11 protein-coding genes are annotated in these 13,111 nt (G+C 75.0%); 5 read left to right on the forward strand and 6 right to left on the reverse strand.

Going from position 1 to position 13,111, the window contains the following annotated elements:
• Nucleotides 1-110: 110 nt before the first annotated feature.
• The 5 genes from ABT118_RS27225 to ABT118_RS27245 form a co-directional block, all read right to left on the reverse strand.
• Nucleotides 111-1,364, reverse strand: coding sequence for a DUF3103 family protein (locus tag ABT118_RS27225; RefSeq protein ID WP_350674420.1), 1,254 nt, complete (start codon nucleotides 1,362-1,364; stop codon nucleotides 111-113).
• A 201-nt stretch (nucleotides 1,365-1,565) separates the two neighbouring features.
• Nucleotides 1,566-2,219: a response regulator transcription factor gene (locus ABT118_RS27230; protein ID WP_350674425.1), complete on the reverse strand. Its 654-nt coding sequence runs from the start codon at nucleotides 2,217-2,219 to the stop codon at nucleotides 1,566-1,568.
• A gap of 45 nt (nucleotides 2,220-2,264) precedes the next feature.
• A complete protein-coding gene (locus ABT118_RS27235) occupies nucleotides 2,265-3,545 on the reverse strand; it encodes a sensor histidine kinase (RefSeq protein WP_350674428.1) in 1,281 nt (426 codons plus the stop codon).
• A gap of 11 nt (nucleotides 3,546-3,556) precedes the next feature.
• Entirely contained in the window at nucleotides 3,557-4,855 is a 1,299-nt protein-coding gene (locus tag ABT118_RS27240; RefSeq protein WP_350674431.1) for an FtsX-like permease family protein, read from the reverse strand.
• On the reverse strand, nucleotides 4,852-5,652 hold the full coding sequence (locus ABT118_RS27245; protein ID WP_350674435.1) for an ABC transporter ATP-binding protein: 801 nt from the start codon (nucleotides 5,650-5,652) through the stop codon (nucleotides 4,852-4,854). Before ABT118_RS27245 ends, ABT118_RS27240 begins: the two co-directional genes overlap by 4 nt.
• A 272-nt stretch (nucleotides 5,653-5,924) precedes the next feature.
• Between ABT118_RS27245 and sph the strand changes: the two genes are divergently transcribed.
• The 5 genes from sph (at nucleotide 5,925) to ABT118_RS27270 (ending at nucleotide 11,793) form a co-directional block, all read left to right on the forward strand.
• Nucleotides 5,925-6,902 (forward strand): sphingomyelin phosphodiesterase, encoded by a 978-nt coding sequence (gene sph / locus ABT118_RS27250; protein WP_350674439.1) that lies wholly within the window; start codon nucleotides 5,925-5,927, stop codon nucleotides 6,900-6,902.
• 130 nt (nucleotides 6,903-7,032) lie between these two features.
• Entirely contained in the window at nucleotides 7,033-7,740 is a 708-nt protein-coding gene (locus ABT118_RS27255) for a DUF4230 domain-containing protein (RefSeq protein WP_350674443.1), read from the forward strand.
• A 156-nt stretch (nucleotides 7,741-7,896) separates the two neighbouring features.
• Nucleotides 7,897-9,255, forward strand: a complete 1,359-nt coding sequence (locus ABT118_RS27260; RefSeq protein ID WP_350674446.1) for a hypothetical protein — start codon at nucleotides 7,897-7,899, stop codon at nucleotides 9,253-9,255.
• Between the two features lie 46 nt (nucleotides 9,256-9,301).
• Nucleotides 9,302-10,537, forward strand: a complete 1,236-nt coding sequence (locus ABT118_RS27265) for an AAA family ATPase (protein WP_350674449.1) — start codon at nucleotides 9,302-9,304, stop codon at nucleotides 10,535-10,537.
• Nucleotides 10,534-11,793, forward strand: coding sequence for a vWA domain-containing protein (locus ABT118_RS27270; protein ID WP_350674452.1), 1,260 nt, complete (start codon nucleotides 10,534-10,536; stop codon nucleotides 11,791-11,793). Before ABT118_RS27265 ends, ABT118_RS27270 begins: the two co-directional genes overlap by 4 nt.
• Nucleotides 11,794-11,875: 82 nt before the next feature.
• Here ABT118_RS27270 and ABT118_RS27275 read toward each other — a convergent pair whose 3' ends face one another.
• Complete coding sequence (locus ABT118_RS27275; protein WP_350674454.1) at nucleotides 11,876-13,102, reverse strand: RCC1 domain-containing protein; 1,227 nt, start codon at nucleotides 13,100-13,102, stop codon at nucleotides 11,876-11,878.
• Nucleotides 13,103-13,111 lie beyond the last annotated feature (9 nt).

Here is a 13,111-nt window from a genome sequence, read left to right on the forward strand (position 1 = left end):
TGGGCGGCGGGGCTACTCGGGGGCCCCCCCCCGGGGGGGTCCCACCCCCCGGGGGGGGGCGCGCGGCGCGGCGCCGCGGGGGGGGGCGGCCGGGGCCGGTGCCGTCGGGGTCAGAACTGCTGGACGAAGTACGGCTCGACGGTCATCCAGCCGTTGCCGCGGGCCCCGTTGAGGCGGCCCGAGTTGCTGCGGGCGAGGGTGTACCAGGACTCCACGTAGTCCGGGTCGTCGGTCCACCAGGACTCCGGCAGGGCGGCCAGGACGGCGTTCACCAGCGGGATGTAGGCGCCCTGGTCGGCGACGGTGAGCAGGACGGCGGCGATCGCCTGGGCCAGCGCCAGGTAGTTGGTGTCGCCGTCGTCCTCCATCAGGACGACGTCCGCCAGGTTGTACTTGTAGTTCGACCAGTTCACCAGGATCTGGTTCGGGTAGTAGGTGGTGCCGTCGTACTGGAGGTACGGCATGGCGACCGAGTCGACCCGGACCTTGCCGTCCTGGCCGAAGCCGGTCACCAGGGCGAACATCTCGGCGGCGCCCTTGAACCAGGGCTCCTCGTCGTCGTTCACCCGGACCGAGGTGATCTTGGTGGCCCACCAGCCGCCCGCCGCCTGCCGGACCTTGCCGTCCTGGCCGAAGCCGGTCACCAGGGCGAACATCTCGGCGGCGCCCTTGAACCAGGGCTCCTCGTCGTCGTTCACCCGGACCGAGGTGATCTTGGTGGCCCACCAGCCGCCCGCCGCCTGCGCGGCGTCGGCCTGCCCGCGGGCGCGCAACTCCCGCTGCAGCAGCTCGATTCCGGCCTTCATGGTGGTGGCGGTGTCGAGGTCGACCAGGTAGACCGGCCGGGTGGGCAGGGTGCCGGTGCCGAGGGTGTGCACCCGGCCCGCGCTGTCGTAGGCGCGGACGGTCCTGGCGTGCTCGTCGGTGGCGGCGGTGGCCACCAGCGGTGCGGCACCGGCGTCCAGGGCGGTGCGCATCGACGGGTCGGCCAGCTGGACCCGCAGCAGCGGGCCCAGGTCCGGGCCCAGGCCCTTGGCGGTGGCGACGGCCCGGTCGGCCCGGGCCGCGGCCTCGGCCAGCCCCCGGGCGCCCGGGACGGCGGCGGCCAACGGGGCGAGCGCGGTGGGAGCGCGGTCGGCGGCGGTCGCGGCGCGCAGCCGCTCGCGCAGGGCGGGGTCGGCGAGGGCGGTCGCCAGGGTGCGGGCGGTCTCGTCCTCGATCGCCGACACCCGGCCGGCGGACGGGGACTGACCGGCCGTCACAGGGTGCGGAGCGGGTGCGGCCGTGGCCGCGCCGGTGCCGAGCGCGAGCAGGGGCAGGGCCACCAGCGCGACGACGGTGCGCCTCAGGCGGAAACGGGGCATGCGGGATCTCCAGACTCGTCGGGTGAGGTGTCGGAGCATCGGAGCACGGTGCGGTGGAGCAGGCGGTGCGGTGGGCAGGCGGTGCGGACGGAACGGCGTCGCGGCACTCGGCCGTCGGCGCCATGACAAGTGAAGGGCCTGACCGATCCCGGATCAACCCCCTTACGGCGAACGGCCGGTCCGGCCCGCGTGAACGCCGCGCTACCTCGGCTCCGCGCCCAGGTAGCGCAGCACGGCCAGCACCCGCCGGTGCTCGGTGTCGGTCCGGGGCAGGTCCAGCTTCGCGAAGATGCCCGCCACGTGCTTCTCCACCGCCCGCTGAGTGACCGTCAGCGCGGTCGCGACGGCGGCGTTGGTCAGCCCCTGGGCCATCAGCACCAGCACCACGCGCTCACGCGGGCTCAGCGCGTCGATGCCGCTGTCGCGCCGACGGACCGCCATCAGCTGCGAGACCACCTCCGGGTCGAGCGCGGTGCCGCCCGCCGCCACCCGGTGGATCGCGTCCACGAAGTCGTCCACGTCGGCGACCCGGTCCTTGAGCAGGTACCCGATCCCGGACGCCCCGGTGGCCAGCAGCCGCGCGGTGTAGCGGGTCTCGATGTACTGGGAGAACAGCAGCACGCCCAGCTCCGGGTACTCCAGCCGGAGCGCGATCGCCGCCCGCAGCCCCTCGTCGGTGTGGCCGGGCGGCATCCGGACGTCCGCCACCACCAGGTCCGGCCGGTGCTCGGCGACGGCGGCGTGCAGCGCCTCGGCGTCACCGACCGCCGCCACCACGTCGAAGCCGCGCTCACCGAGCAGTTGGACCATGCCGTGCCGGAGCACGGCCGCGTCCTCGGCCATCACGATGCGCAAGATCCCGGTCCTCCGGTGTCGTCGTCGGTGCCGCTCGGCACCGGCTCAGCTGGGCACCTCCACCGTAACGGTGGTCGGCCCGCCCGCCGGACTGTCCACCAGCAGCCGCCCGTCCACCGCCCGGACCCGCTCGGCCAGCCCCGACAGCCCGCTGCCGCCCTTCGCCGTCCCCGGCACCAGGACCGCGCCGCCCCGCCCCTCGTCCCGCACCACCAGGCGCAGCAGGCCGTCCCGGTGCGCGGCCGTCAGCTCGACCAGCCCGGCGCCCGAGTGCCGGGCGGCGTTGTTGAGCAGCTCCGAGGCGCAGAAGTACGCGATCGTCTCGACCTCCTCGGGGAGCCGCTCCGGCAGCTCGGTGCGCAGCCGCACCGGGAGGCCGGTGCGGGCGGCCAGGGTCTCCAGCGCGGCGTCCAGGCCGGTGTCCAGTACCGGCGGGTGGATGCCGCGGACCAGGTCGCGCAGGTCGGAGACGGCGGCCCTGGCGTTGCCGAGCGCCTGCTCGACCAGCTCCTGACCGCGCGCCAGGTCGGCCGCCGGGAGGGTGCCGTCGGGGTCGCGGCGGCCGAGCCGGCCACGGGCCGAGGCCAGCGCCATGGTGACGGCGATCAGCTGGGCCTGGGCGCCGTCGTGCAGGTCCCGTTCGATCCGACGGAGCGTCATCGCCGAGTCGTGCACGACCAGCGCCCGGCTCTGCTCCAGGTCCCTGACCCGCTCGGAGAGCCGGTCCGGCCCGAGCAGCATCCGGCCCAGCCACCGGGTCAGCGCCAGCAGCCGCCGGCCCGCCCACCCCGCGAGCGCGCAGACGCCGAGGCCGGCCAGCGCGACCAGCAGCGCCCTCGGCCCGGTGTCCAGCGCCCCGGTGCCGAGGCTCAGGCCGCGGTGCCCGTCGGCGCTGACGTACCGCCACCAGAGCGGGTAGAGCACGGCGGCGAGGCCGTACAGCCGCAGGCCGACCGCCACCAGCAGGACCAGCACGCCCAGCGGCGCGGCCAGCAGCCCGAACGCCAGCGTCCGCCAGCCCGCGCCGTCGGTCAGCGCGGCGCGGACCCCCGGCCCGGGGCGGGGCGGCGCCGGTACGTCCTCGCCGAGCAGGCTCCGCAGCAGCCGGCGGTGCACGGTGCCGATCCCGCGCGCGCCGGCCAGCACGGCGGCCAGCAGCGGCAGCCCGAGGTGGGTGACCGCCAGCACCAGGCCGAACGCGAGCAGCGGGTAGAGCAGCACCGCCCCCAGCACACCGGCGACCGGAGCGGTCAGCGCGTACGCCAGCTCGCGCAGGTCGGTCCTGGAGACCGGTACGCCGAGGGCGCGCAGCGTCCGCCGCAGCATCACATCACTCCTCAGGTGGACCCGCCGGGTGCCGGACGGACCGTCAGCAGGCGGGCCAGTGGGCCGACCGAGGACACTACAACGAGCGAGGTCACGGCCAGTGCCAGCCCGCCCCAGACCTCGGCGGGCAGCCGGGCCGGGCCGGGTGCGCCCAGCCGGACCAGCGGCGCCGTGGCCGCGGCGGCGACCGCCGCGCCGAGCCCGAAGGCGGTACCGGCGACCAGCGCCGACTCGTACAGCGCCATCCGCACCAGCTGGCTTGGACCGGCGCCGATCAGCCGGAGCAGGGCCACCTCGCGGCGGCGCTCCAGCATCAGCATCACCAGGGTGTCCGCCGCGACCAGGGCGGCGAACCCGCCGTAGAGCGCGGTCGCGAACAGGTCGATCCAGGGCGGGTCCTGACGTCCCACCAGGCTGCCCAGCTTGGCCAGCGCGAACGCGACCACCAGCGCGACCGGGGTGATCGCCGCCGACAGGCGGCGCGACCGGGCCCGGCTGTTCGCGACCGCGAGCTCGCCGGGCGCACCGAACCGCCGCAGCAGCAGCCCGGCCGGTACGGCGGCCAGCCGTCCGAGCACCGGGCCGGCCAGGCCGACCGCCACCAGGTACGCGAGCAGCAGCAGTGGGACGCGCTCGGCGACCCGGTCGGGTCCGCCCGCCGTGACCACCCGTTGCAGCGCCACCGCCCCGGCCAGCGCGGCCGCCGCGAGCACCACCCGCACCACGGTCACACCGCTGCCCGGTGCGGCCGACTCCCCGAGCGCGGCGGCCGGGCGGGCCCTGGCCGCCCGCTGGGCGGCGAGCAGGCCGCCGAGCAGGGAGCTGACGGTCAGGACGGCCGCGGCCACCAGGGCCGGCAGCGGACCGACGGTCAGGGTCAGGCCCGGCGGTACCAGCCCCTGATCCCGCATCGCCCCGAACCACCAGCGGACCAGCAGCAATCCGAGGCCGTAGCCGGTCGGCAGCGCGGGCAGCGCGGTGAGCAGCGTCTCGGCCGCGACCGCCCGGCGGAGCTGCCAGGGCCCGGCGCCGATCGCCCGCAGCAGCGCGGTCTCCCGCTGCCGCTGGGCCACCGCCAGGGCGGCGACCTGGGCGGTACTGAAGATCGACAGGTAGACGGTGACCAGGGTGAAGCCCACCCCGATCGTGGTCAGGTCCTCCCGCTGCGGCGAGGGCGGCGCACCCGAGGCGGTGATCAGGACCGCCACCGAGGCGGTGATCACCGTCGCGGCGAGCACCAGGGCGCAGAACACCCCGGTCGCACTGGCGGGGCGGGCGCGCAGCGAGGCGCGGGCGAGTCCGGTGGTCATGCCGCCACCTGCTGACGGTGCGTCGTGAGGGCACGCATCCGGGCGGCGATCCGCCGGGCCGCCTGCTCGTGGCTCTCGCCCGGGTCGGGGGCGAGCTCGGCGGTGATCAGACCCTGGTCGAGGACCAGCACCCGGTCGGCCCGGGCCGCTGCGGCCGCGTCGTGGGTGACCATGACCACGGTGGCCCCGAGCCGGTCGACCGAGTGCCGGAGCAGGTCGAGGATCTCCGCCGCCGTGCCGGCGTCCAGCGCGCCGGTGGGCTCGTCCGCGAAGACCACCTCGGGCTCGGTGATCAGCGCGCGGGCGATCGCGACCCGCTGCTGCTGGCCGCCGGAGAGCTGCCCCGGGCGCTGCCGGGCCCGGCCCGCGAGGCCGACCTCGGCCAGGGCGCGGGCCGCCCGGCCGCGGTCGGCCCGGCGGCCGTCCAGGCGCAGCGGCAGCAGTACGTTCTGTTCCACCGTCAGGGCGGGCAGCAGGTTGAACTGTTGGAAGACGAAGCCGATCCGGGCCCGCCGCAGCCGGGTCAGCCGCCGCTCCCGCATCCGGCCGAGCTCCTGCCCGCCCAGCCGGACCGATCCCCCGGTCGGGCGGTCGAGTCCGGCGGCGCACTGGAGCAGGGTGCTCTTGCCCGATCCCGACGGGCCCATCACGGCGGTGAAGCTCCCCCGGGGCAGCCGCAGGTCGACTCCGCGCAGCGCGTGCACCGCCGCGCTGCCGCGGCCGTGGCGGCGGGTCACCCCGCGCAGTTCCAGTGCGAACGGGGGTGCTGCGGAGCGGTCGTGCTCGGTGCCGGGCATCGGGGCCTCCCTCGGTGGCCGGCGGTCGCCGACGCTGCTCCGAACCTACGGAACCGCAGGTCGGGGGCGCACTGGGGCGGCCACCCGGGTCCGGGGTTCGGAAATTCCGAACCCCGGCGCCCTTCGTCCAGGTACGTACCTGACAGTAGGTCTAGTTCCAGCCGAGTTCATCAGATGCTCGCCCGACGTCTTGAAGGTCGTGAACAAGCGCGAGTTGACTGCACAACACCTCGTTGCCCGACGAGCCCGTCATCCCTCTCCACGGAGCCTCGATGCCCCACACGTCCCTCCGCCGCACGGCCGCCCTCGCCGCCGCCGCGCTGCTCGGCTCGCTCGCCGCCGCCCCCGCCGCGCACGCCGAGCAGGCCCCGGCCACCGTCGCGCCGCTCAAGGTGCTGACGTACAACACCTTCCTGATGAGCACCAGCCTCTACCCCAACTGGGGCCAGGACCACCGGGCCACCCAGATCGCGGCGGCGCCGTTCTTCCAGGGCAACGACGTGGTGGTGCTCCAGGAGGCGTTCGACAACGCCGCCTCCGACAAGCTGGTCTCGCTCGCCTCGGCGGCGTACCCGTACCACACCCCGGTGGTCGGCCGTTCGACCAGCGGCTGGGACGCCACCGGCGGCAGCTACAGCTCCACCACCCCCGAGGACGGCGGGGTGACGCTGCTCAGCAAGTGGCCGATCCTGCGCAAGGAGCAGTACGTCTTCAAGGACGCCTGCGGCGCCGACTGGTGGTCGAACAAGGGCTTCGTCTACGCGGTGCTGAACGTCAACGGCCAGCGCACCCACGTGCTCGGCACCCACCTGCAGTCCACCGACTCCGGCTGCTCCAGCGGCCAGCCGGCCACCGTGCGGGCCGCCCAGCTCAACACCATCCGCACCTTCGTCGACGGCAAGGGCATCCCGGCGAACGAGCCGGTGCTGCTGGCCGGGGACCTCAACGTCGACTCGCACGGCTCCGAGTACCCGTCGATGCTGACCAACGGCAACCTCGCCCCGGCCACCACCCGCTCGGGCTGGGCGAACTCCTTCGACGTCAAGGACAACTCGATCGCCTCGTACCGCTACCCGGGCGAGCCGAACGAGGACCTGGACTACGTGCTCTACCGGGCCGACCACGCCCGCCCGCAGAGCTACGGCAACCAGGTGCTGCGCTTCCACAGCACGCCCTGGTCGGTCAGCAGCTGGGGCAAGACGTACACCTACAACGACCTCTCCGACCACTACCCGGTGATCGCGGGCTGACCCGGCGGCCGGGCCACCCTCGTGCGGGGCGGCCCGGCCATCGCTCAACTCCACTGCGCTCAGCAGTCGTTGAGCGAGCGGAACTCCACCCGGTGGGCATGCCCCGACAGATGCCGGGTAGAGGAGGCCCATGGCAACGTTCGGACGTCTCCGCAAGCAGACCGGCACGCCCCGCGAAGACCGGGCCCCCGCCGCCCGGCCGCGCCGTGGCTTCCCCTGGTACCTGAGCCTGCCCGTGACGCTGGCCGCCATCGTCGCGGTCTTCCTGGCCGGCGCCCAGGCCGGGCTGTTCCCCAGCCTGCCCAATCCGTTCGCCCAACGGACCGTGGACCGCAGCCAGCCCGTCCTGCTGCAGTCCATCCAGCAGATGAAGCGCTTCACCGGCGCCCAGGGCAACTTCCAGGTGATCGTCGACCTCGACCACGAGGCCGCGTTCCTGCCCTCCCAGCTGCTCGGCCACCGCACCCTCTACGTCGCCGCCGGAACGGTCGACGCCTACGTCGACCTCAGCGGCCTCGACCCCTCCGCGATCACCGTCTCCGCGGACCGGCGCACCGTCGCGGTCACCATTCCGCACGCCCAACTCGCCCCGCCTTCCATCGACTTGAACCGGTCCTACGTCTACCTGCAGCAGCGCGGCCTGTTCGACCGGATCGGCGACTTCTTCGGCAGCAACCCCGGCAACCAGCAGCAGGTCGAGCAGCTGGCCGTGCAGAAGATCGGGCAGGCCGCCCAGGACACCGCCCTGGTCGCCAAGGCCGAGGACAGCACCCGGGACATGCTCAGCGGGCTGCTCCGCTCGACCGGCTTCGAGAACGTGACCGTCACCCTGGCCTGAACGCACCGGTGTTGGCGTCCGCCCCCGGTCGCCCGCCGCCGTGGTCGTCCGCCGCGAAAAGTGATGGCGCGACCGGGCGGCGGGCGGTACGCTCGCCGCGATGATCACCTACTCCGACACCGGATCGGGGGTCTCTGCCGCGCGAAGTGAGTGCTGATGCTCACTGGAACCGCGACCGAGGACTCCCGTCTCTCCCGCTGGCAGCGCGTGCGCAGGTTCGCCGTGCCGCCCTCCATGATCGAGACCGCCACCGCCCGCCGCCGCAGCGGCGACTGGGCCGGGGCGGCCGCCGCCACCCGCGTCGACGTCGATCTGGACCTCCGCTCCCTCGCCCGTACCCACGGCCGCGAGCTCACGGCCCGGATCCGGGCGGACCTACGCCACCTGGCACCCGACCTGCTGCGCTGGCACCTCCCGAGAATCGCCCCTGACGGCCTGTTGCGGCCCGGGCTCACGGTCGCCCTGGCCCGGTACGGGCGGGACGGCGAGGACCCGGTGCACCTGGTGGTCCGGACACCGCCCGCCCGGACGGACGCCGGCCAGCGGATCAGCCTCGCCCTGTGGGACGGCTCCACCACCGGCGCCTGGCAGCATCCCCATCCCCACCGGCGGTTCCGGCTCGACCTGCACCGCCATCTCTGGGACGCGCGCCGGACCGAGGAGCTGGGCATCCGGTCCGGAAGTGCCGAACAGCTGCTGCCCCCAGCGGAGTTGACCGGAGCACCGGACCTTCCCTGGGCCACCCACCGCTGGGCGGCCGAGGCACGGCTGCTGCTCCGGGCCGAAGGGCGGTCGCACGGCACCGTCACCGTTCGGCTCGGGGGCCGCCACCGGCTGGCCCTCGACCTGGACCCGGACCCGGACCGGCCGCCCGGGCTCCGGATCACGACCGGCCGCGGCGGCCCGGTCCCACCCGGACCGGCCCGACCCGAAGCGGTCCTGCCCGACGCGGCGACCTGGCTGCTGCCCGACCTGGAACTGCTCCGGGCCGGCCTGATCCGGCCCGAGGAGCTGCATCCGCTGGTCGCCGCCGCACTGGTGCCGGACCACCCGTCCGCCGACGCCGCCCCGACCGCCGACCCGTCGCTGCACCTGGTCGACTGCCGGGGCTCCCGGCACCGGATCGGCGTGGTCGACGGAGTACTCGCGGCGCTGGACCACGACCCGGCCGAGCTCCGCCGGGAGGAGCTGCTGGCCGCCCTGACCGGAACTCCCCTGCCCTGCCTGCAGGAGATCGATCTGGCGCACCGCCGACCCGACTGCCTGTCCGACGTCCGCGAACGCCTCGACCACGGCGACACCGCCGGTGCCCTGGCCGTGGTCGAGCGCCTGCTCGGCCCCGACGCGATGCTGCGCGGCGGCTCGCTGCGGGACGAGTTGGAGACGGCCGCGCAACGGCGGATCGAGTACGGGCTGTTCAGATCGGGCCTGCTCGGACCCGAACCCCGCCGCACCCACCGGGACCCCCGGCGCCACCGGCGCACCCTCATGCACCCGCGCCACGCCTCACGCTGACGCCCGCTCCGCCTTCACCCACCACGAACCCCACAGGTGATCACCCATGTCTTCGCACACCTTCTCCCAACTCGACCAACTCGACCAACTCGCCGTCGCCGGAGAGCTGTTGACCCTGCTCCGCGCCACCGGCACCGAACCGCGCCCCGACGTCCAGCTGGAGGCGCTGACCCTGGCCGTCGCCGCCGACCTGCCCGTCCTGCTCTGGGGCGAGCCGGGCATCGGCAAGACCGCGGCCCTGAACCAGCTCGCCGCCGCGCTGGACCTCCCGCTCACCACCGTGATCGCCAGCGTCCACGAACCGTCCGACTTCGCCGGGCTGCCCATCCTCGGCCCCGACCCCGCCGAGCAGGGCGTTCCGATGGCCCCGCCGGACTGGGCCGTCCGGCTGGTCCGGGCCGGCCGGGGGCTGCTCTTCCTGGACGAGCTCTCCACCGCGCCGCCGGCCGTCCAGGCCGCCCTGCTCCGCCTGGTGCTCGAACGGCGCATCGGCTCGCTCCAACTCCCGCCCGGGGTAAGGATCGTGGCCGCCGCCAACCCGCGCGCCTCGGCCGCCGACGGCTGGGAGCTGAGCCCGCCGCTGGCCAACCGCTTCGTCCACCTCCAGTGGACCCACGACCACGAGGTCGTGGTGCGCGGGCTCGGCGGCACCTGGCCCCGGGCCGAACTGCCCCGGCTCGACCCCGAACGACTGCCCGCCGCCGTGGAGTTCGCCCGCCGCGCGGTCTGCACCCTGCTCGCCGCCCGCCCCGCGCTGGTGCACCGGCTGCCCAGCGGCGAGACCCGCCGGGGCGGCCCCTGGCCCTCACCCCGGAGCTGGGAGATGACGCTCGCGCTGGTCGCGTTCGCCACCGCCGCCGGCTCCTCCCGGGAGGTGCTCTCGCTCCTGGTCCGGGGCACGGTCGGGGACGGCCCCGGGCTCGAACTGCTAGCGGGCCTGGACCGGATGGACCTCCCCGACCCCGAGACCCTGCTCGCCGACCCGGCCGCCGCCGTCCTGCCCGAACGCGGCGACCTGCGGCAGGCCGTCCTGGACGGCGTGGTGGCGGCCGTCCGCAAGCGCCCCGAGAAGGCGCGCTGGGACGCGGCGTGGACGCTGCTGGTCCGGGCGCTGGAGACCGGCGCCCCGGACCTGGTCGTCGTCCCCGCGACCACCCTCGCCTCGCTCCGCCGGCCGGACTGGGACGTACCCGCCACGATCGAGCACCTCGCGGGCGTGGTCACCCTGTCCCGGCGGGCCGACCAGGTGGCGGCCCTGGTCGCCGCGAAGGCGGGCCGATGAGCACACCTGCCGCGACCACCGCCCCCGCACCCCGGCCGCTCGACCGCGAGAAGCTCTTCGCCGCCCGCCTGCACGCCGCCCGGGTCCGCCCCTACCTCGCCACGGCGCTGTTCGCCCTGCACGTGGTGGAGTCCCGCCGGGTCCCGACCATGGCCGTCGACCGGCACTGGCGCTGCTACGCCTCACCCGCGTTCGTCGACCGCACCCCGGTGGAGGACCTGGCCGGCGTCTGGGTGCACGAGGTCTCGCACCTGCTCCGGGACCACCACGGGCGCAGCGACCGGGTCGCCCGCGAACGCGAACTCACCGGCACCGGCGACCGGTTGCGGATGAACATCGCCGCCGACTTCGAGATCAACGACGACGCGTTCGGGGACGGACTGGTCCGGCCCGCAGGCGCGATCGTGCCGGGTCTGCTGCAGCTCCCCGAGGGCCAGCTGATGGAGGACTACCTCCGCCTGTTCACCCTCGGCCCGCTGACCCAGGACCTGAGCTGGCTCGACTGCGGCAGCGGTGCCGACGGGCTCGACCGGGACTGGGAGCTCGGCCCGGACGGCGCGCACGGGCTCAGCGCGCAGGAGCGGGACGCGGTCCGGTTCCGGGTGGCCGACGGCATCACCGGCCGACCGGGCCTGGCCTCGCAGGGGTGGCAGCGCTGGGCCGAGCAGGTGTTCCACCCGCCGCAGCCCTGGCGGGAGCTGCTCGGCGCGGCGGTCCGGTCGGCCGCCTCCGGCGCGGGCGCGGGCGAGGACTACACGTACGGCCGCCCGGCCCGCCGCTCGGCCGGGGTGCCCGGCGCGATCCTGCCCAGTCTGCGCCGCAGGCCGCCCCGGGTCTGCGTGATCATCGACACCTCCGGCTCGGTCAGCGACACCGAACTGGGCAGCGCCCTGCACGAGGTGGCCGCGATCTCGCGCGCGGTCGGCGGCCGCCGCGACCTGGTCAGCGTGCTCCCCTGCGACGCCGCCGCCCATCTGGTGCACCCGCTCTGCAGCGCCGAAGGCATCCCCCTGATCGGCGGCGGCGGCACCGACCTGCGCACCGGCTTCGCCCGGGCCCTGCGGCAGAACCCGCGCCCGGACGTCATTGTGGCCCTGACCGACGGTCAGACGCCGTGGCCCGACGCCCGGCCCCCGTGCCGCACCGTGGTCGGCCTCTTCCCCCGCCCCCAGCCGGGCCGATCCTCCGACGAGGACGACCCCGAGTACGTCCCGGACCACCCGCCCGCCTGGGCCCGGGTCGTGGAGATCGGCTGACGGCCCGGTGCGCGTCGGTACGGACGGCCGGGCCCCGGCTCCGGCCCGGGCGGGCCGGAGCCGGGGCTCCGTGGGGCCGGGGTCAGTTGGCGAGGCTGAAGTCCCCGCCGACCGGGGCGGCGATCTTGTCGACGCCGGTCAGCGCGGTCAGGCTGGTGACCGGGGTGGAGCTGTCCGTGGTGGTGCCGTTGGCGAGCTGGCCGGACCCGTTGGCACCCCAGGACCGGACGGTGTTGTCGCCGAGCAGGGCGACGGTGTGCTCGCGGCCGCCGGCCACCAGCTGGACGCCCTTGATGCCCGGGACGGTGACGGGGGTGATGCGGTAGTCGGTGGTGCCGTCCCCGACCTGGCCCGAGGTGTTCTGGCCCCAGGACTTGAGCCTGTTGTCGCTGTCGGTCACGGCCAGGCTGTGGTTGCAGCCGGCCGCGATCTGGGAGACGCCGGCCAGCCAGATGCCCTGGGTGTCGACGGGCGCGTAGCGGTTGATGGTGCTGTTGTCGCCGAGCTGGCCGGTGGCGTTGTAGCCCCAGGCCTTCAGCGAGTTCCCGCTGGTGGGCTTGGTGCCCCCGCTCGGCGGGCCGACCAGGGCGAGGTTGTGGTTGCACCCGGCCGCGATCCGGGTGACCCCGGTCAGACCGGCGACCGGGGAGGGCACGTTGCGACTGGCCGAAGTGCCGTCGCCCAGCTGCCCGTTGATGTTGTAGCCCCAGGCCCAGACCGTACCGTCCTGGCGGAGCGCGAGGCTGTGGTTGAGCCCGCCTGCGATCGCGATCACCTTGTTCAGGCCCTCGACCCGGACGGGGACGCTGCTGTCCATGTTGGTGCCGTTGCCGAGCTGGCCGTAGTTGTTCCTGCCCCAGGAGACCACGGTCTGGTCGTCCAGCAGGGCCAGGCTGTGCGCACCGCCGGCCGCGATGTCGCTGGCATTGGTGAGGTTGACGACCTGTCCGGGCGCGTTGTGGCCGAAGACCGAGCCGTCGCCGAGCTGGCCGGACCCGTTGGCGCCCCAGGCCTGCACCGTTCGGTCCGTCAGCAGCGCCAGCCCGTGGCCGTTGGTGGGCCCGGCCCCACCGGCGGCGATCTTCACCACCTCGGCGCTGGTCAGCCCGAGCACGGTGGTGGCCGTGGTGCGGTAGTCGGTCCAGGTGCCGTCGCCGAGCTGGCCCGCGCGGTTGTTGCCCCAGGACTTGAGCCGCTTCTCCTGCGCGTGTGCGGTACCGACCGGCGTGGCGGCCACGCCGAGGGCGGTGAGCACGGCCACCGCGGTGGCGAGCACCGGGCGCAGGCCCGCGGTACGGGAGTTCGTCATGTGGTGCCT

This window comes from Kitasatospora sp. NPDC002040 (assembly GCF_040296785.1).
Classification (GTDB): domain Bacteria; phylum Actinomycetota; class Actinomycetes; order Streptomycetales; family Streptomycetaceae; genus Kitasatospora.